The sequence below is a fragment of the Stappia sp. genome (genome assembly GCF_040110915.1).
In the GTDB taxonomy this organism is placed as follows: domain Bacteria; phylum Pseudomonadota; class Alphaproteobacteria; order Rhizobiales; family Stappiaceae; genus Stappia.
Genome location: NZ_CP157793.1, coordinates 3,337,112 through 3,354,923 on the forward strand (window position 1 = coordinate 3,337,112; position 17,812 = coordinate 3,354,923).

Annotated in this window: 14 protein-coding genes and 1 tRNA gene; 7 read left to right on the top strand and 8 right to left on the bottom strand. The window is 68.4% G+C overall.

Annotated features, from left to right (window positions below):
* Positions 1-5: 5 nt before the first annotated feature.
* From ABL312_RS14895 to ABL312_RS14915, 5 genes are all read right to left on the bottom strand, one after another.
* On the bottom strand, positions 6-371 hold the full coding sequence (locus ABL312_RS14895; RefSeq protein WP_349358193.1) for a response regulator: 366 nt from the start codon (positions 369-371) through the stop codon (positions 6-8).
* 58 nt (positions 372-429) lie between these two features.
* Positions 430-912, bottom strand: coding sequence for a chemotaxis protein CheW (locus tag ABL312_RS14900; protein ID WP_349358194.1), 483 nt, complete (start codon positions 910-912; stop codon positions 430-432).
* A complete protein-coding gene (locus tag ABL312_RS14905) occupies positions 909-3,686 on the bottom strand; it encodes a hybrid sensor histidine kinase/response regulator (RefSeq protein ID WP_349358195.1) in 2,778 nt (925 codons plus the stop codon). The genes ABL312_RS14900 and ABL312_RS14905 overlap by 4 nt, the downstream gene beginning before the upstream one ends.
* Positions 3,687-3,816: 130 nt before the next feature.
* Positions 3,817-4,461 (bottom strand): histidine phosphotransferase ChpT, encoded by a 645-nt coding sequence (gene chpT, locus ABL312_RS14910; protein WP_349358196.1) that lies wholly within the window; start codon positions 4,459-4,461, stop codon positions 3,817-3,819.
* A 186-nt stretch (positions 4,462-4,647) separates the two neighbouring features.
* Positions 4,648-5,061 (bottom strand): YHS domain-containing (seleno)protein, encoded by a 414-nt coding sequence (locus tag ABL312_RS14915; protein ID WP_349358197.1) that lies wholly within the window; start codon positions 5,059-5,061, stop codon positions 4,648-4,650.
* A gap of 267 nt (positions 5,062-5,328) precedes the next feature.
* On the opposite strand from ABL312_RS14915, the gene ABL312_RS14920 reads away from it, so the two are divergent.
* Together ABL312_RS14920 and ABL312_RS14925 are read left to right on the top strand one after the other, a co-directional pair.
* A complete protein-coding gene (locus tag ABL312_RS14920; protein ID WP_349361421.1) occupies positions 5,329-5,907 on the top strand; it encodes a DUF1134 domain-containing protein in 579 nt (192 codons plus the stop codon).
* A 144-nt stretch (positions 5,908-6,051) separates the two neighbouring features.
* Positions 6,052-7,323 (top strand): hypothetical protein, encoded by a 1,272-nt coding sequence (locus ABL312_RS14925; protein ID WP_349358198.1) that lies wholly within the window; start codon positions 6,052-6,054, stop codon positions 7,321-7,323.
* 159 nt (positions 7,324-7,482) lie between these two features.
* On the opposite strand, the gene ABL312_RS14930 is transcribed toward ABL312_RS14925, so the two are convergent.
* On the bottom strand, positions 7,483-10,281 hold the full coding sequence (locus ABL312_RS14930) for a PAS domain-containing protein (RefSeq protein ID WP_349358199.1): 2,799 nt from the start codon (positions 10,279-10,281) through the stop codon (positions 7,483-7,485).
* 298 nt (positions 10,282-10,579) lie between these two features.
* Here ABL312_RS14930 and ABL312_RS14935 point away from each other — a divergent pair, with 298 nt between their 5' ends.
* Entirely contained in the window at positions 10,580-10,975 is a 396-nt protein-coding gene (locus tag ABL312_RS14935; protein ID WP_349358200.1) for a DUF2237 domain-containing protein, read from the top strand.
* Positions 10,972-12,441: a protein adenylyltransferase SelO gene (locus ABL312_RS14940; protein WP_349358201.1), complete on the top strand. Its 1,470-nt coding sequence runs from the start codon at positions 10,972-10,974 to the stop codon at positions 12,439-12,441. The genes ABL312_RS14935 and ABL312_RS14940 overlap by 4 nt, the downstream gene beginning before the upstream one ends.
* 216 nt (positions 12,442-12,657) lie before the next feature.
* Here the strand turns inward: ABL312_RS14940 and ABL312_RS14945 are convergent.
* Both ABL312_RS14945 and ABL312_RS14950 read right to left on the bottom strand, forming a co-directional pair.
* A tRNA-Glu gene (locus tag ABL312_RS14945) sits at positions 12,658-12,733 on the bottom strand.
* 121 nt (positions 12,734-12,854) lie between these two features.
* Positions 12,855-13,214, bottom strand: coding sequence for a hypothetical protein (locus ABL312_RS14950; RefSeq protein ID WP_349358202.1), 360 nt, complete (start codon positions 13,212-13,214; stop codon positions 12,855-12,857).
* On the opposite strand from ABL312_RS14950, the gene ABL312_RS14955 reads away from it, so the two are divergent.
* The 3 genes from ABL312_RS14955 to ABL312_RS14965 all read left to right on the top strand — a co-directional run bounded on the left by ABL312_RS14955 (position 13,213) and on the right by ABL312_RS14965 (position 17,805).
* Positions 13,213-14,256 (top strand): RluA family pseudouridine synthase, encoded by a 1,044-nt coding sequence (locus tag ABL312_RS14955; RefSeq protein WP_349358203.1) that lies wholly within the window; start codon positions 13,213-13,215, stop codon positions 14,254-14,256. The genes ABL312_RS14950 and ABL312_RS14955 overlap by 2 nt on opposite strands.
* A 227-nt stretch (positions 14,257-14,483) precedes the next feature.
* Positions 14,484-15,386, top strand: a complete 903-nt coding sequence (gene rpoH / locus ABL312_RS14960; protein ID WP_349358204.1) for an RNA polymerase sigma factor RpoH — start codon at positions 14,484-14,486, stop codon at positions 15,384-15,386.
* A gap of 202 nt (positions 15,387-15,588) precedes the next feature.
* The gene (locus tag ABL312_RS14965) at positions 15,589-17,805 is read left to right on the top strand and encodes an adenylate/guanylate cyclase domain-containing protein (protein WP_349358205.1); all 2,217 of its coding nucleotides are present in this window, start codon (positions 15,589-15,591) and stop codon (positions 17,803-17,805) included.
* The last annotated feature ends 7 nt before the right edge of the window (positions 17,806-17,812 follow it).

A 17,812-nucleotide genomic window follows, 5' to 3' on the forward strand; every position in this document is an offset into this window, starting at 1 on the left:
GGTGATCAGATAAGTCCGGCTTCCTGGAACTTCGCTTCCACGATGTCCTTGTCGAACGGCTTCATGATGTATTCGTTGGCCCCGGCGCGCATGGCGCGGGTGATGTGGGCGACATCGTTTTCCGTCGTGCAGAAGACGACGACCGGCCGGTCGCCCCCGTCCTCGCGGCGCAGCGAGAGCAGGAACTCCAGTCCGTCCATCTCCGGCATGTTCCAGTCGAGCAGGATCGCATCCGGCATGTGCTCGCGGCAGGCGGTCAGGGCCTTGAGCCCGTCCTCGGCTTCCGAGATCGTGAAGTCGAGATCCTCCAGGATGCGACGGGCGACCTTGCGGATCACGCTGGAATCGTCGACGACGAGACAATGCTTCATTTCAGTAACTCCCGAGTGCCGAACCCGGCCTGACAGCCCAGGGGCGAAGGACGACCGCTTACGCGGCCGCCTTGGGTTGTTCCACCATGGCGCCGAACAGACGCGCCACGTCGAGGATGATCATCAGTTTGCCGTCCAGGCGATGCACGCCGCCGGAGATCTCCGCCCAGCGCTTGTCGAGGTTGGACGGGTTGGGCTCCTGCGACCCGGAGGACAGGCGCAGCACCTCGCCCACCGTGTCGATCACCAGGCCGTAGCTCTCGCCCTTGTGTTCGATCCCCACCGCCATCACCGGCGTGTTCTCGTCGCGCTCGGGCAGATGCAGGCGCTTGCGCATGTCGATCGCCGTGACGATCCGCCCGCGCAGGTTGAGGACGCCCGCGACCTCGGGCGCGGCCAGCGGCACGCGCGTCACGCGATCGGGCACGAAGACGTCGTGCACCTGGCTGATCGGCAGTCCGAAGAGCTGCCCCCCGATGACGACGGTCACATACTGGATGACGTCGTCCGAGTTCATCCCGTTGTTTTCGGCGTTGCTCATGCCGCAATCTCCACTTCACCGGAGAACATGTCCTTGAGCGAGGCGATCAGCCCCGGACGATCGAACTTGGCCACATAGTCGTCGAAGCCGGCCTGGCGCCCGCGCTCGATGGAGGCCGGCGAGACGACCGCCGACAGCGCCAGGATCGGCAGCTTGCGGAACCGCGGGTCGCGCCGGAGCGCCTCGCAGAACTCGAAGCCGTTGATTTCCGGCATCTCGATGTCGGACACGACCGCGTGGAACGTGTCGCCGTTTTCCAGCAGCTCGAAGGCCTGGGCCGCGCTGTGCACGGCGGTCACGTCATAGCCGGCCGCCTTGAGAACCGGGGTCAGCATGTTGCGGAAGAACGCGCTGTCGTCGACCAGCAGCACCTTCTTGGTCAGCGCGGCGATGTCCATCTCCTTGCGCATGAACCAGTCCTCGAAGGCCTGCGGCAGGAAGTAGCCGAGATCGATCACCTCGGTCGCCCGCTCCTTGATGACCGCCGAGCCGAGAACGCCCGGCCGGTCCGAGCCGACCTCGATGTTCATCCGGTCCTCGACGATGTCGACGATCTCGTCGACCACGAGGCCCATCGAGCGGCCGGCATCGGAGAACACCAGCATCGGCTGCGTGCCCTCGGCTCGGCGCGTCTGCGCCGGGTCGATGTAGACCAGCGGCATGAGCGCGCCGCGATACTGCACCAGATCGCGGCCGTTGGAGTGCTCGATGCTCGCGACATCGAATTCCTCCAGCCGGGTGACCAGCGACAGCGGCACCGCCTTGGGTTCGGCCGAACCGGCGCGGAACAGCAGCATGGAGACCGTCGACTGGCCGTCGAGGGCCGCCGTGATTGCCTCTTCCTGCTCCTTGCGCTCTTCCTCCGCGACCATGCTCGAGGCGTGGCTGGCCATCGCCGCCGCGACGCCGTTCGGGTCGATGATCATGATCACCGCACCATCGCCCAGGATGGTGTTGCCGGAGAACATGGTCAGGTTGCGCAGCATCGTCGACATCGGCTTGACGACGATTTCCTCCGTGTGGAAGACCGCGTCCACCACCACGCCGAAGGTCTGGCTGCCGACCTGCATGACGACGATGAAGCCGGTGTCGGAGTCGACCGAGGCTTCCGCCACGTCCGGGTTGACGCCGAGCAGATGGGACATCTGCACCAGCGGCAGCAGCTTGTTGCGCAGCCGCAGCACGGGTGTGTCCTTGATCCGCTCGATGCAAGGCTCGGAGTCGTTCTGGACGCGCACCAGTTCGACGACCGACAGCTGCGGAATGGCGAAGCGGTCGCCGCCCGCCTCGACGATCAGCGCCGAGACGATCGCCAGCGTCAGCGGAATCTTGATGATGAAGCTCGAGCCCTTGCCGGACACCGAGCGCAGGTCGATGGACCCGCCGATCAGCTCGACGTTGTTGCGCACCACGTCCATGCCCACGCCGCGGCCCGAGACCGAGGTGACGTTGGCGGCCGTGGAGAAGCCGGCGTGGAAGATGTACTTGTGGATCTGCTGATCCGTCATCTTCTCCAGTTCGGCCTCGGTGGCGAGCCCGCGTTCGATGCACTTGGCCTTGACCCGGTCGACATCGATCCCGCGGCCGTCGTCGCGCACCTCGATGATGATGTGCCCGCCCTCATGATAGGCCGACAGGGTGATCGTGCCCTTTTCCGGCTTGCCGACGGCGCGCCGGTCGGCCGGCATCTCGAGCCCGTGGTCGGCCGAGTTGCGGATCATGTGCGTCAGCGGATCCTTGATCAACTCCAGCACCTGACGGTCGAGTTCCGTCTCGGCGCCGAGCATCTCGAGCTCGATCGGCTTGTCGAGTTCCTGGCTGAGATCGCGCACGATGCGCGGCAGCTTCTGCCAGGCGTTGCCGATCGGCTGCATCCGCGTCTTCATGACGCCTTCCTGCAGTTCCGCCGTCACGTTGGATAGACGCTGCAGCGGCACCTTGAATTCGGAATCCTCGTGGCGGCGCACGATCTCGAGCAGCTGGTTGCGGGTCAGCACGAGCTCGGAGACCATCGTCATGAGGTCTTCCAGCGTCTCGACCGCGACCCGGATCGACTGGCTGGACACCGACGCCTTCTTCTCGCCGGACGCGGCCGCCTGGCCCTTGTCCTGCGTCTTGCCGGCGGCGGCGTCCCGGGCCTTCGCCTTGGCCTGCTCGGCGAGCGCCGCCGCAGGCGTCTGGGCGGCCGGCTCGTCCGCGTCGGCCTCGGCCTCCGCCTCGGCCGGCAGTTCGACCTCGACTTCCGCCTCGCGGAAGGCGCGTTCCAGCTCGTCGAGCGACACCTCGCCGGGGCGCAGCGGGCGTTCCAGCGTCTGGTCGACCAGATCGCCGTGCGCCATGCCGTCGTCGGCCTCCGCCTCGGCGGTGGCCTCGTCGGATCCGTCGGCATGCGCTTCGGCGGCCAGCGACATGCGCTCCAGTTCGGAGATGAGGTCCAGGTCGCTGCCTTCCGGCTCCGCGCCGCCCTGCGCCTCGAGATCGGCCAGGATGTCCTTGATCCGGTCGATCGAGTTCAGGATCAGCGTGACGGCCTCGCCGGTGACCGGCGCGCCGTCCCGGAACTTGCCCATCAGCGTCTCGGCGGCATGGGCGAGCGCCTCCAGGCGCGGCAGGCCGAGAAACCCGCACGTTCCCTTGATGGTGTGCACCAACCGGAAAACGTTATCGAGAATTTTCGCGTTGTTCGGTTCCTGTTCGAACTTCACGAGTTCGACGTCGACGACATCGAGGCTCTCGTTCGTTTCTGTCAGGAACTCGCTAAGCAAGTCGTCCATGGTCAAACTCACCCGACTGGTTACTGGCACTAAGCCCGGACCAACGACCGGACCACCCATCCCTCGGCGTGAGAATGAAGCTCAAACAGTTAAGATAGATTGAAACCTGTCGAACACGGGAAGAAGCGGATCATTCAGCTGTCGTGGCGGTGATTTTTACACCGTCTTCTTCCTTAACGACTTCTAAATTCATTCCCGAATCCCGTGCAAGAAGCATTGCGTAAACCGGCTGCACCGTATGGGCATCGATCCGCTCGGGCTCCTGCCCGGACATCATGTCGGTGAGCACCGCCGGCACGCGCGTGGTCGATCCGGTCACGCGCAGCTCGAAGCGGGGGGCGCTCGCCTCGCCCTCCATGGACACCTTGATCAGGCCGCCGCGCGGCACGCACTGGTTGGCGAGCAGGATCAGGTTGAGCAGAAGCTTCACCCGGTTCTTCCCCATCAGCAGGCGCGGCACGTTCCATTCCAGGTCGGCCTTTTCGTTGGCCAGGAACCCCGAGGCGACCGACTGGGCGTCGCCGAGATCGATCTCCGCCCCGGCAGATCCGGCCGCACCGAAGGCGAGACGCGCGAACTGCAGCTTCGCGGAAGCCTGACGCGCGCTCTTGCGGATCAGGTCCATCGCGAATTCCTTCATGTCCTCGCTGTCTTCCTCGTCGAGCACTTCCAGCCCGTTGGTGATGGCGCCGACGGGGGAGATGATGTCGTGGCACACCCGGCTGGCCACCAGCGCGGCGAGGTCGAGGGCGGAAAGGTCGTCGATGGAGGTCATGCGGTCGTCCTTGGTAAATTTGGGCCTCAGCGACTGCGGCGCCGGATGTCCTTGTTCAGGTCTTGCGGGCCGGGGCCTTCCGGGCACGCCCGCCCCGGCGCGGCCGCTGATTCGCGCGTTTGGAAAAGCGTTACATCCCCGCCGGCGCGCTGCCAAGCGAGCCGCGGCCCCGCCGCGGCGACGCGGTCACGGCGCCAGGCAGCCGAGCCGCTCCGCATTGTCTTCCGCGGCGGCCAGATAGGTGCGCGGATCGGCGAGAAACAGAAACCGGTTGATCTCGGAGTGGAAGAGAAGCAGCCGCCGGCCGTTCAGCGCGAACAGCTGCGGTTTGCCGGCAGTCGTGAAGCCCGCCGCCAGCGCGTAGGGGTCGCAGCCCGCGAACGCGGGCGCATAGGTCCTGGGATCGGCCTCGAAGGCCGCCCGGTTGCCCTCGTTGAGAAACACCCAGACGCTCTCGCCCCAGCGCACTTCGTGATCGGGCCGGCCTTCGCGCGGTCGCCTGTCGATGAAGTAGGCTACCGGATCGTGCCCCGCGAGCGCATAGCCGGTCATCACGTCCGTGGCGAAGTCCTGAGCCGGCGCGCGGGCGGGTGCGGCCACGAAAAGGCCGCCGGCCACGGCCGCCGCTACGGCCGCCCGGCTCCACCTTATTCTGCTCCGATTTCCATTACACTCTGGCACCGAATCAATCCCGAACCGCCTCCCGGGCCGCCCCGCCTCAAGCGGTCGCCCGGTGCGACTGTGCCCCCGATTTGCAGAGTCCGGCAAGCCCGCGCCGCGCGCCGGTGCCGGAACCCGCAGGAAAGGACATTTTCCATGGTCTCTTTCGGCTTCGCCGCGTTCCGTCTCCCCAAGATGCACGACCGGATGCACGCCCTGTGCCTCGCGCTCGGCCTGCTCGCGGTCCTCGCCCTCGACGGCGCCCGTCCCGCACTGGCGCAAAGCGAACCGGTTGCCCGACCCGACGAATACAGCCAGGCGGAGATGGTCAATGCCGGTCACCGGTTCTTCGGCCAGGTTTCCGGCGGTCTCGCCTCGGTCATCGAGCGGGCCGTGTCGACCTACGGACAGCCGAACGGCTATATCCTCGGGCAGGAGGGCTCGGGCGCCTTGCTCGCCGGCGCGCGTTACGGCGAGGGGCAGCTCTTCACCCGCAATGCCGGTACCCACAAGGTCTTCTGGCAGGGCCCGTCCTTCGGCTGGGACATCGGCGGCGACGGCGCGCGCGTCATGATGCTGGTCTACAATCTTCCCTCCACGGACGCGATCCACCGGCGCTATGTCGGGGTGAACGGATCCGCCTATCTGGTGGGCGGCTTCGGCATGACGGTCCTGTCCAACCACGACATCTACGTGGTGCCGGTGCGCGCCGGCGTCGGCGCCCGGCTCGGGGTCAACATCGGCTATCTGAAGTTCACGCCGGAGCCCACCTGGAATCCTTTTTGACCCTGCGCCACGCTGGATGCTTGGCGGAAATGCGCGCGTCGGGTAAGCAAGGGAGGCAATCTCCAACGCGACGAGCCCCAGAATGCCCGCCCTGCACCACGCCGCCCCGCCACGCGCGGCCTCGCAACACGATGGTGACCGGCCGTGATCGAAGCGGCGATGTATGTCGCGCTCGGGTTCTGCGCCGCCGGTCTGCTGGCGTTGGCGGTCCTGTCCGCCGTGTGGCGGCGCGCCGTCCGGCTCACGCGGCAGGCGGTCGAGGCGACCTCGCCCATGCGCCATGCCGATGTCCGCGCCGAGATCGGCGCCCTCAAGGCCCGCAACGCGCTTGAACAGCGCCGGCTCGAGACCGGTCTGGAGCGCCTGCAGAACGAGCTCGTCTCCAACCGGGTCGCCCGCGACCGCGCGGAGGCCGCGGCCAGCGACCTGCGCAAGGAGTTCGTCGCGCGCGATCAGGCGCTGTTGGAGGCGCATGCCCGCGAGGAGGAATTGCGCCGCGACCTCAAGGAGCACGAGGAGGCGCTGGCCCGCGCCCGGGCCCGCCAACGCGATCTGGAGCGCAGCCTCAAGCGGCTGAGCGCCGCGCCGGAAACGTCGGAGGCGCCCGCCGCCGTCCCGGAGGACGGAACGGGCGATCTGCGGCGGTCCTCGGATCTGGCGCGCATCGCCTCGCTGGAGAGCGAACTCGCCGCCCTGCGCCGCGCCTTGAAGGTCGCGCAGGCCGGCACCGGCGGCGACAGCGCCGGGAGCGAGCGCCCCGCCGATCGACAGGCCCGACGCGCCCGCGACGACCGGCTGTTCGACACCGAATCCAAGCTGATCGCCGCCCAGGCGGAAATCACCCGCCTGTCGGTGCTGCTGGAAGACGCGCGCGCCGCCGCGCCCGAGTCCGACGCCGGGCTGTCGCCGGTCGATGCCGAACGCCTCGCCCGGCTCGATGCCGAAACCGACCGGCTGGAGGCGGAGAACGCCCGCTTGCGGGCCGACCTGCACAGCAACGACGCCTTCGCCTCGCTGCGCCGCGAACTGACCGATCTGGCGGACATCGTCAGCGCGCGCCTCGACGCGCAGCCCGCACCCGAAACCCCGACAGCCGCCCCCCCGACGGCCGAAGCGCCGGAGGTGTCTTCCGCGCCCTCGCCGGACGCCCCGCCGACCGTGCAACCGGCGTCGGAGGCCACGCCGCCGCCGGCGGGCGTGTCGGCCCGGGGCGACGAGGAGCGCTCGCTCTCCTCCGTGGCGCAGTCGCTGTCGGCGCGCATCGGTGCCGCGCGCAAGCGGCTGAAGACCGACAAGCCGGCGGCAGCGGAGCCGGACGACACGGCAAGCGCCGCCACGGATGCCGCCACGGCCCCCTCCGGGCGCAAGACCGGGCACCGCGCCGGCGACCGGTCGAAGCGCAAGGCCGGCGGCTGAACCGCCGGGCGCGTCCCGGATCGCGGCTGGATCGCGACACCCGGAACCCGGGCCGGCATGAGATTGCCCGCCGCCGCCCATCCGCGACCCTGCGCTTGTCAAAGCTTGCGCTTGTCGGGCCCTGCGCTCAACGGGGCATGCGCTCAGCGGGGCATTCGCTCAGCGGGGCATGCGGATTTCGAAGCGCGCGCCGGTGCCCGGCCACCCGCGCGCCGTCACCGTCCAGCCATGCCGGTTGGCGGCCGCCTCGCAGATGGCGAGCCCGATGCCGCTGCCATCGGCCACGGCCCGGCCGTGCAGGCGTTTGAACGGCTGGAACATGGTCTCCGCCCCCTCCGGGTCGAAGCCGATGCCATTGTCCTCAACGGTCAGGCAATGCGCCTCGTCGTCGGCGCAGGCCTGAAAGCGCACCCGCAGATGCGGAGTCCGGTCGGCCGCGCGATACTTGAGCGCATTGGTGATCAGATTGTAGACGATCTCCCGCAAGGAGACCGGATCCGCGCTGATCGGGACCGGGTCGGTCTCGACCTCCACCGCCGTGCCGGCGGCCTGGATCTCCTCCTTGAGGTCGTCGAGCACCTGCGCCACCACCGTCTCCACCCGGAGCTGGGTGCGCTCCAGCGGCCGGTTGGTCGCCTGCGTGTAGCTCAGCAGGTCGGAAATCAGGCGGCTGCCGTTGCGCGCCGCGCGCACGATCACCTCCAGCGCGGACTGCAATTCCGCCTCGTCCTCGGCGCCGAGCGCGGTCTGCATCACATCGGCGTAGAGCCGGATCTTGCGCAGGGGCTCCTGCAGGTCGTGCGATGCGACGAAGGCGAATTGCTTGAGGCTTTCGTTCGCCGCCTCCAGCCGCGACGCGTGATCGAGCAGGCGGTTGTTCGCCTCCCTGAGCGGGGTCACGTCCCGCCCGATCGACAGGATTTCGCGCGGCCGCCCGCTCAGGTCGTGGATCAGCATGCTGATCCACAGGATGTTGCGCGCCCGGCCCGCGTGATCGTGGTTGACCTGTTCCTGCATCGACACGGGGTGTTCCCGGGTCATGGCGGCGAGCTGCGCCATCAGCGGCTCGCGAAACTTGGCCGGCACGAGTTCCATGAAGCGCCGACCCATCAGCGCCTCTTCGTCGGGGCCGAAGAAATCGATGTAGTGACGGTTGGCGAAAAACAGCGTGGTATCGGGATGCGCCCGCGAGATCAGGTCGGGCAGGCGGTCGACGAGAAGACGATAGTCGCGTTCCGCGCGGCGGCTTTCGTAGAGCGCGCGATTGCGACGGGTGACGTCGGTCAGCATCATCGTCACCTTGCGCATCCCGCTGTCGTCCTCCAGAAGCTGCGCGGAAAGCTCCACATCGACGACGGAAAGCTCGGGACCGACGCACAGGCGGCACGGCTCGTTGGCGACGCTGCGCGTGCGAAACAGGCGCGGCCAGATTTCCTCGTTCAGACTGTCCAGCGCTTCGGGCGCCACGAGCTCCCCGAAGGACCGTCCGATCACCTCGTCGCGCGGGCGGTCGAGGCGGTCGAGAAAGGCCTCGCTCGCCTCCTCCACCACGCCGGCGTCGGACAGCGACACCAAGAGCGCCGGCGCGGTTCGGTAAAGGCGCTCGAGGCGGCGCTTGTCCTCGCCCAGACGATGCGTGAGCACCTGCAACTCGCGCCGCCGATCGACGGTGGCGCTGATGTTGCTGAACAGCACCGTCAGCTCCTCCTCGGCGCTTCGGAACATGCTGATCCGCCACCAGCCGCGCTCGGCATCGAGGTGATGGTGATACTCGAACTGCTGCGGCGCGCCGGTCGCCAGCACCTCGGCGAAACGGGCCGGCAGATCGCCCGGCAGCAGGCGCGCCAGCACATCGAACAGCAAGGCCCCCTCCAGCTCGCGCAACTCGCGCGCCGCCGCGCGGGCAATCGCGGGGTTGGCTTCCATGATCAGGTAATTGATCGGCCGCCCGTCCGGTCTGCGCACCGGCGTCAGGCGAAGAAGCCCGTCCTGCGACAGACGGAAGATCTTCCGGTAGGCCTGCTCGCTGGCCTGCGGCGCCTCGCTGGGACGGATCGGCTCGGCCCGCGCCAGCACGGCCGTCACCCGCCCGGCGGCATCGCGGACCGGATGGTAGGACACCTCGTACTGATCGCCCCGCCGCTCGGTCCGCGACCAGATCCAGGCGCGAAACGACACGGCGTCCCCGGCCAGCGCACGGTCGATGTTCGGCTTGCGCAGCCGGAACAGGTCATGGCCGATGGTTTCGGCCACCGGCCGCCCGATGATATCGGACGCATCCCTGCTTTCGATTCCCGCATAGGCGTCATTCGCAAATCGGATGATGTAATCGCGATCGCAGACGTAGATCGGCGTCGTCGCCGTCTCCAGAGCGAGGCGCAGCGCCGCGCCTTCCCACTCCGCCCGCCCGAAGTCGGCAGGAGCCGGTGGGTCGGATCGCGCCTTGTCGTCCGGGGCGGCCCCGGCACGTCGGTCATCCGGATCGCGGCAGACGCCCGGGTCCAATGCAGGACCGCCCGGCGTCAGGGGCTCGGCCGGCGCCCGGGCTTCTGTCCCCTGCGCGTGCAAGCCCGGCGCTTTGATTTCCTGCGCGTGCAAGCCCGACGCTTTGATTTCCTGCGCGTGCAAGCCCGACGGGTTTCTTCCTTGCGCGTGCAAGCCCGACGCTTTGTTCTCCTGCGCGTGCAAGCCCGACGCTTTGCTCTCCTGCGCGTGCAAGCCCGACGCTTTGCTCTCCTGCGCGTGCAAGCCCGACGCTTTGTTCTCCTGCGCGTGCAAGCCCGACGCTTTGTTCTCCTGCGCGTGCAAGCCCGACGCTTTGATTTCCTGCGCGTGCAAACCCGACGCTGGGGGGGGCTCCGGCGCGCGACGGTCAGCATGTGGATCGAACGACGGTGCGTTGTCCTCCCCCGCGGTCTCCCCGCGGGTCTGTCTGCTTCCGGCCTCGCCGGACCGCACGGGTTCATCCATGTCCACGCGCGCCCTTTCACCGCACACGCCGCATCCGGACGCTCTTGCTTGCAAAACCCGCCCCTGCAGAAGACGGCTCACAAATGCCGCGTCCGCCTCGCGCCGGATTGCCCGGGCGGCGACGTTACGGCAGTTTATGCGTGTTACGCGGCAACGCAAACCGCCGATCCGTCGCGTTCCGCCCACCTGCCTACGACAGGGGGTGTGCGGCCGCGCGGAACCTGGCGCAGCCTGCAATCCGGGGCCGGAGCCCCCGTTCGCACATGTGACCGAAGAGGATCCGCCTATGGCAAGCGACGTCATTCCGCATCCCGCCCCGCGCAACGTCCTCGGCGGCGCGCTGCGCAGCTGCTGCCTTGCCCCGCGTACCGGCTTCTTTCGCGACGGCCTGTGCCGCACGGACGACCGCGACCGGGGGCGACATGTGATCTGCGCGCAGATGACCGAGGCGTTCCTGGCCTTCACCCGGGCGCGCGGCAACGACCTGTCGACGCCGCGTCCGGAGTTCGCGTTTCCCGGCCTCGCTCCCGGCGACCGCTGGTGCCTGTGCGCGCTGCGCTGGCGCGAAGCGCTCGAGGCGGACGTGGCGCCGCCGGTCATTCTCGAGGCTTGCGACGCCCATGCGTTGGACTACGTTCCCCTTGAGATCCTTCGCCAGCACGCAATCGAGGCCACGCAGTGACGATCGACCCGGGCTTTCGCTTCGACACGACCTACACCCGGCTTCCGCAAGCCTTCTACACCGCCCTGCCGCCGCAGCCGGTCGCGGCCCCCGAGACGGTGATCGTCAATCACGCCCTCGCCGAAACGCTCGGTCTCGACCTCTCCGCGCTCGACGGCGACGGTCTGGCGAAGCTGTTTTCGGGGAATACGCCGCCCACCGGCGCCACCCCCTTCGCGCAGGCCTACGCCGGGCACCAGTTCGGGCATTTCACCATGCTCGGCGACGGCCGTGCGGTCGTCTGGGGCGAACATGTGACCCCCGACGGCACCCGCGTCGATCTGCAGTTCAAGGGATCGGGGCGCACCCCCTATTCGCGCGGCGGCGACGGGCGCGCAGCACTCGGGCCGATGCTGCGCGAATACATCGTCAGCGAGGCGATGCACGCGCTCAAGGTGCCGACCACCCGCGCGCTCGCCGTCGTCAAGACCGGCGAGGCGGTGTTTCGCGACACGCCCCAGCCCGGCGCCATCCTGACGCGGGTCGCGCGCTCCCACATCCGCGTCGGGACCTTCCAGTATGCGGCGGCCCATCGGGATCCCGCGCTGCTGCCGGCCCTCTTCGCCCATGCGCTCGAGCGGCATTTTCCCGAAGCGGCGTCCGCCGACACCCCGGCGCTCGCCGTGCTCGATGCCATGGCCGAGCGTCAGGCGGCGCTGATCGCCGAGTGGATGCGCGTCGGCTTCATCCACGGCGTGATGAACACCGACAATGTCGCGCTGTCGGGCGAAACCATCGACTACGGCCCCTGCGCCTTCATGGATGTCTACGACCCGGCCACGGTGTTCAGCTCCATCGACCGCATGGGCCGCTACGCCTATGCCAACCAGCCGGTGATCGCGCAGTGGAACCTCGCCCGCTTCGCCGAAACGCTGCTGCCGCTGATCGACGCCGACACCGACGCGGCCATCGCGCAGGCCGAAAAATGCGTGAACGGCTTTCCGGCCCGCTTCAAGACGCATTGGCTCGCGATGATGCGCAAGAAACTCGGCCTGTTCGGAGAGCGCGAGGGCGACGAGGCCCTGATCGCGGATCTGCTCGACTGGATGCACACCGCAAGCGCCGATTACACCAACACCTTCCGCGATCTCGCGAGTGCCCTCGCCGAAGACAGGCGCCCGGCGGGCGGGGCCTTCGACGATGCAGGCTTCGCCGCCTGGCACGCGCGCTGGAGCGCGCGGCTCGGCGAGAACCCCAAGCCGACAAAGTCGTCGCTCTGTCTGATGCGGGCGGCGAATCCGGCCGTCATTCCGCGCAATCACAAGGTCGAGGAGGCGCTTGCCGCCGCAACCCGTAACGACCTGCGCCCGCTGCATGATCTGCTCGACGCGCTGGCCGACCCTTACACGGACCGCCCCGACCGCGCCGCCTACACGACGCCGCCGGCCGCCGGGGAGCGGGTGCTGCAGACCTTTTGCGGAACCTGAGCCGCGAAGAGGGAGAAAGGCCGCGCAACGCGTGCCGGTACCGACGTCAGGCCGGATCAACGGCCTGACGGCCCGACGCCGGAACGGCAAGGGTCATCCCCCCGCGCAATCGCACGGGCCATGCGGCAAGGCGCCAGGAAACACCGGATTTCAGGGAGGCTTACTTGGGAAAGCAGGAAAACACTGCACGTCCCGGGCATGGGTCGTCCGGGAAAATGGTACCCCCAAGGGGACTCGAACCCCTGTTTCCGCCGTGAGAGGGCGGCGTCCTAGACCGCTAGACGATGGGGGCATCGCGGGTCTTCGTGACGAAGAGCCGCGTATCTAGACGCTCTTCGCCGCGAATGCAAGACCCGTGTTGCGAAATTCTCCACAGCCGGCTCAGCGACGCGCGCGCCGCGCGGCGGGACACTTCAGCGGGCGACGAAGGCGGTCTCGCCGAGGACCCGCCCGGTTGCCGGGTCGAGATAGAGGAGCTTGCTGGCCGCGCCCTCGCGCACCAGCAGGATCAGCATGCCCTCCGCCTGGGCCATGCTCTCCACCCGCGCGTCCTTGCCGATGGCAATGGTTGCGGCTATATCGCCAGCATCCGGGGCGGAGCCGCCCTCGGACAGCCTGTAGATGATGGCCGCGAAGACCGCCATGAAACCGAGCGTCATGATCAGACCGGAAACGGCGAGCAGGCGTTTCAGTTTCGCCTGAAGGCGTTCCGCTGCCGGGTCGAGCGGCGGCTCGCGATCCGTCTCGTCGTCGTTCAAACCCGGATGAGTCATGTCGATGTCCACCCCAGAGTCGCCCGAAACCGATCGGGTCGAGGTTACGGTTGCAGCGGAAGAGGACGGCGCGCGGCTCGACCAGTGCCTGGCGCGTCATGTCGAGGAGCTGAGCCGCAGCCGGGTCCAGTCCCTGATCCGGGACGGCCGGGTCCGCGTCGGCGGGCGGACCATAGTCGAGCCCAAATACCGGGTCAACGCGGGCGAGGCCCTCGCGCTCGACCTGCCCGAACCCGAGCCGGCCGAGCCGCAAGGCGAGGCCATCGCGCTTACCGTCGTCCATGAAGACGACGAGGTGATCGTCGTCGACAAGCCGGCCGGGCTCGTCGTCCATCCCGGTGCCGGGCATGCCACCGGCACGCTGGTCAATGCCCTGCTGCATCACTGCGGCGACAGCCTGTCGGGCATCGGCGGCGTGCGCCGTCCCGGCATCGTCCATCGTCTCGACAAGGACACCAGCGGGCTTCTGGTGGTCGCCAAGACCGACCGGGCGCATCAGGCGCTCTCCGCCCAATTCGCCGATCACGGCCGCACGGGCCCGCTCGAGCGCGAATATTGCGCGCTGGTCTGGGGCGCGCCGTCGCAGCTCAAGGGCACGGTCGACGCCGATCTCGCCCGCTCCGCCGCCAACCGGCAGAAGATCGCGGTCGCCCGCTCCGGCGGCCGCCATGCCGTCACCCACTGGCAGGTAGAGGAACGCTTCTACGCGAAAGGCGCGCGCGATGCGGGCCGCGCGCCGGTCGCCGCCCTGCTCGCCTGCCGGCTGGAAACGGGCCGCACCCATCAGATCCGCGTCCACATGGCCCATATCGGCCATCCGCTCATCGGCGATGCGGATTATGGCGCGGGCTTTCGCACCAAGGCGGCGACACTGCCCGATCCGGCGCGCGAAACCGCCTCCGCCTTTCCCCGTCAGGCCCTCCATGCCCGCCTGCTCGCCTTCGCGCATCCCACGAGCGGCGAGACCCTGCGCTTCGAAAGTCCGTTGCCGGCGGATCTTGCCGCCCTCGTCGCGGCGTTTCGCGCGATTTCCCACGTCTGACGACAAATCAGGCCGTGTTTTCGTCACGATGCCGCATATATTGGAAGACCGGCGTGCCGACAGGGCGCCGGTGAAGATGCCCGTCGAGGGACCCGCGCATGCGGCGATCCGGTGCGACCGGGTCCGGAGGGGTCGTCGATCCTCTGGGATCTAGTGGTCTTTGAAGATCTAACGGTCTTTCGGGATCCAGGGGTCTTTGGGGATCCAGTGGGAGAAAGGGTGCACAGATGGCCCAGAACATTCCGGTTCCGAGTTCGGCCGAAGGCGGACTGAGCCGTTATCTCGATGAAATCCGGCGGTTTCCGATGCTGCAACCGCAGGAAGAATACATGCTCGCCAAGCGCTTCAAGGAGCACGAGGACCCGCAGGCGGCCGAACGCCTGGTGACCTCGCACCTGCGTCTGGTGGCGAAGATCGCCATGGGCTATCGCGGCTACGGCCTGCCGATTTCCGAGGTGATCTCGGAAGGCAACGTCGGCCTGATGCAGGCGGTCAAGCGCTTCGAGCCCGACAAGGGCTTTCGTCTCGCCACCTACGCCATGTGGTGGATCAAGGCGGCGATCCAGGAATACATCCTGCGCTCCTGGTCGCTGGTGAAGATGGGCACGACCGCCAACCAGAAGCGGCTGTTCTTCAACCTGCGCCGGCTGAAGGGCAAGATCCAGGCGCTCGACGAGGGCGATCTGAAGCCGGAACAGGTCACCGAGATCGCCACCAAGCTCGGTGTCACCGAAACCGACGTGATCTCGATGAACCGTCGCCTGACCGGCGACGCCTCGCTCAACGCCCCGATCCGCGCGGAATCGGAAGGCGGCGAGTGGCAGGACTGGCTCGTCGACGACAGCGAGAACCAGGAAGCCATCTACGCCCAGCAGGAAGAGCTCGAACAGCGCCGCAAGATGCTGAGCGAGGCGATGGAGGTGCTCAACGAGCGCGAACGGCGCATCTTCGAGGCGCGCCGGCTGTCGGAAGACCCGATGACGCTGGAGGATCTCTCGGGCGAATTCGGCGTCAGCCGCGAACGCGTGCGCCAGATCGAGGTGCGCGCCTTCGAAAAGGTGCAAAAGGCCGTGCGGCGCAGCGCGCGCGATCTGGAACAGCGCCCGGCGGAACTGACCGCGCAAGCGTAACCCCTCGCCGGACATCGCCGGCACGGGTCAGCGGCGCGCGTCCGCGCGCTGCCATCCCACTGTTGAGGGACCCGTGTCGGCTTGCCCGCGCCGGGTCTCCCCGGCTTCGCCTCCGTTGCTTGCGAGGCCCACCGCCATCTCCTAGGCTTTCCGCGCGTGGCCCTCCGCCCAAGCGGAGGTCTGACGCGGGGGGCCGCAAGAGATGCGCATCATTCGCCGCAAACGCCTGTTCGTCGCCCTCACGGCCGGTCTCGTGCTGGTTGGCGTGACGCTGCTGCGTGCCGCCGATCCGGGCTTCGTCTCGGCCGTGCGGCTGATCGGCTTCGACGGCTATCAGCGCCTGTGGCCCCGCCCGCATCAGGAGCTTCCGGTGCGCATCGTCGACATCGACGAGCGCGCGCTCGCAGTTCACGGCCAGTGGCCCTGGCGCCGCGACCGGCTGGCGGAACTGACCGCCGCGCTCACCGAGATGGGTGCGGCCGTCATCGCCTTCGACATTCTCTTCGCCGAGGCGGATCGCCTCTCGCCGCATCGCTACCTTCCCGAGCTGATCGGCGAACGCCCGGACCTCGCCACGCCGGAAACGCTGCGCGCCGCGCTGCCCGATACGGACGCGCGCTTCGCCGAGGCGATCGCGCAAGGCCCCGTCGTGCTCGGCTTCGCCGTCATGCCCCGGACGGGAGAGACGCGCCCGCCGCTGAAGGCCGGCTTCGCCTATTCCGGCGCGGATCCGACCGAAAGTCTGCCGGCCTTCGCCTCCGCGCTGACCAATCTCGAGCAGCTGGAGGCCGCCGCGACCGGGGTCGGCGGGATCAGCCTGTCGCGGCTGGACACGACCGGCATCGTGCGCCGCGTGCCGATGCTCTTTTCCGACGGGGACCGGCTCTATCCCAGTCTCGCACTGGAGGCCCTGCGGGTGGCGCAGGGCGCGCGCGGTCACATCGTGCGCACCGCAGCCGCGAGCGGCGAGCTGGACGTCGGCACGACCGCCGTCACCGACATCAAGGTCGGGGCAATCCCCTTCCCGACAACGCAGGACGGCGAACTCTGGGTCCATTTCAACGCCGACCGGCCGGAGCGCTACGTCTCCGCCGCGGACATTCTCGACCCCGCGCGCCGCGACGCGGTGCGGGCGTTGATCGAGGGCCAGATCGTCTTCGTCGGCACCTCCTCCGTCGGCCTGCTCGACATCCGCGCGACCCCGCTCGGCGAGCTCGTGCCGGGCGTTTCCGTCCATGCGCAGGCGACCGAGCAGATCCTGTCGGGCGCGTTTCTCAGCCGCCCCGACTGGGCCGACGGGGCGGAGGTCATCGCGACCTTCCTGCTCGGCCTCGCCGTCATCGCGCTGGTGGTGACGCTCGGCGCGCTGTGGGCGGCGGCCATCGGCGGCGTGCTCGCGGCCGGGCTCTACGGCGGCGCGATCCACCTCTTCCAGACGCAAGGCCTTTTGCTCGATCCGGTCTATCCGACCGCCGTCACGCTCTTCGTCGTCTATGCGGCGGCGACCGCCCTGCTCTACGTGTTGACGGAGCGGGAGAAACGCTTCGTGCGCGCAGCCTTTGGCCAGTATCTGGCGCCCGAAATGGTCAAGCGGCTGGAAAGCGCGCCCGACACGCTCAGGCTCGGCGGCGAGATGCGCGACATGACGATCCTCTTCATGGACGTGCGCGGCTTCACGCCGATTTCCGAACAGCTCGCGCCGACCGATCTCGTCGCCTTCCTCAACGATCTTCTGTCGCCGCTGAGCGAGGAAATCCAGGCCGAGGGCGGAACCATCGACAAATACATCGGCGACAGCATCATGGCCTTCTGGAACGCGCCGATGACGGTGGAGGACCATGCCCGCCACGCCTGCCGGGCGGCCCTTGCCATGACGCGCAAAGTGGACGCGCTCAACGCGCGCGACGCCTTCGGCTTCCAGGCGCGCGGCCTTGCGGCGCAAACCGTGCGGATCGGCATCGGCCTCAACACGGGCGAGGCCTGCGTCGGCAACATGGGCTCCGACCGGCGCTTCAACTATTCGGTGATCGGCGACGCGGTGAATGTGGCGGCGCGCATCGAATCGAGCTGCAAGGCCATCGGCGCCGACTGCCTCGTCTCGGAAGCGACCGCGAAAGCCGCCGCCGACTTCGCGCTTCTCGAGGCCGATGCGATCCCGCTCAAGGGCAAGAGCGTGGCGGTGAGGCTCTTCGCGCTGGTCGGCGATCCGGATCATGCGGCAAGCGACGGCTTCAGGCGGCTCGCAGCCATGCACGCCCGGCTGATCGAGGCGCTGTCGGCCGGCGATGCGGCGGCTGCAAATGCGGCCCTCAAGGCCTGCCGGGCCGAGGCGCCGGCGCATCTCGGCGCCTTTTACGACCGCTTCGCCGCCCGCGTCGCGGCCCTGCCCGAAGGCGGACCGTCCCCGGCGAAAGCATGAGCCGGCG

What these genes read in the sequence shown, in the direction of transcription:
- ABL312_RS14895 (WP_349358193.1), bottom strand. Translation starts at nt 371, where the DNA reads ATGAAGCATTGTCTCGTCGTCGACGATTCCAGCGTGATCCGCAAGGTC.
- ABL312_RS14900 (WP_349358194.1), bottom strand. Translation starts at nt 912, where the DNA reads ATGAGCAACGCCGAAAACAACGGGATGAACTCGGACGACGTCATCCAG.
- ABL312_RS14905 (WP_349358195.1), bottom strand. Translation starts at nt 3,686, where the DNA reads ATGGACGACTTGCTTAGCGAGTTCCTGACAGAAACGAACGAGAGCCTC.
- chpT (WP_349358196.1), bottom strand. Translation starts at nt 4,461, where the DNA reads ATGACCTCCATCGACGACCTTTCCGCCCTCGACCTCGCCGCGCTGGTG.
- ABL312_RS14920 (WP_349361421.1), top strand. Translation starts at nt 5,329, where the DNA reads ATGCACGCCCTGTGCCTCGCGCTCGGCCTGCTCGCGGTCCTCGCCCTC.
- ABL312_RS14935 (WP_349358200.1), top strand. Translation starts at nt 10,580, where the DNA reads ATGGCAAGCGACGTCATTCCGCATCCCGCCCCGCGCAACGTCCTCGGC.
- ABL312_RS14955 (WP_349358203.1), top strand. Translation starts at nt 13,213, where the DNA reads ATGTCGATGTCCACCCCAGAGTCGCCCGAAACCGATCGGGTCGAGGTT.
- ABL312_RS14950 (WP_349358202.1), bottom strand. Translation starts at nt 13,214, where the DNA reads ATGACTCATCCGGGTTTGAACGACGACGAGACGGATCGCGAGCCGCCG.
- rpoH (WP_349358204.1), top strand. Translation starts at nt 14,484, where the DNA reads ATGGCCCAGAACATTCCGGTTCCGAGTTCGGCCGAAGGCGGACTGAGC.
- ABL312_RS14965 (WP_349358205.1), top strand. Translation starts at nt 15,589, where the DNA reads ATGCGCATCATTCGCCGCAAACGCCTGTTCGTCGCCCTCACGGCCGGT.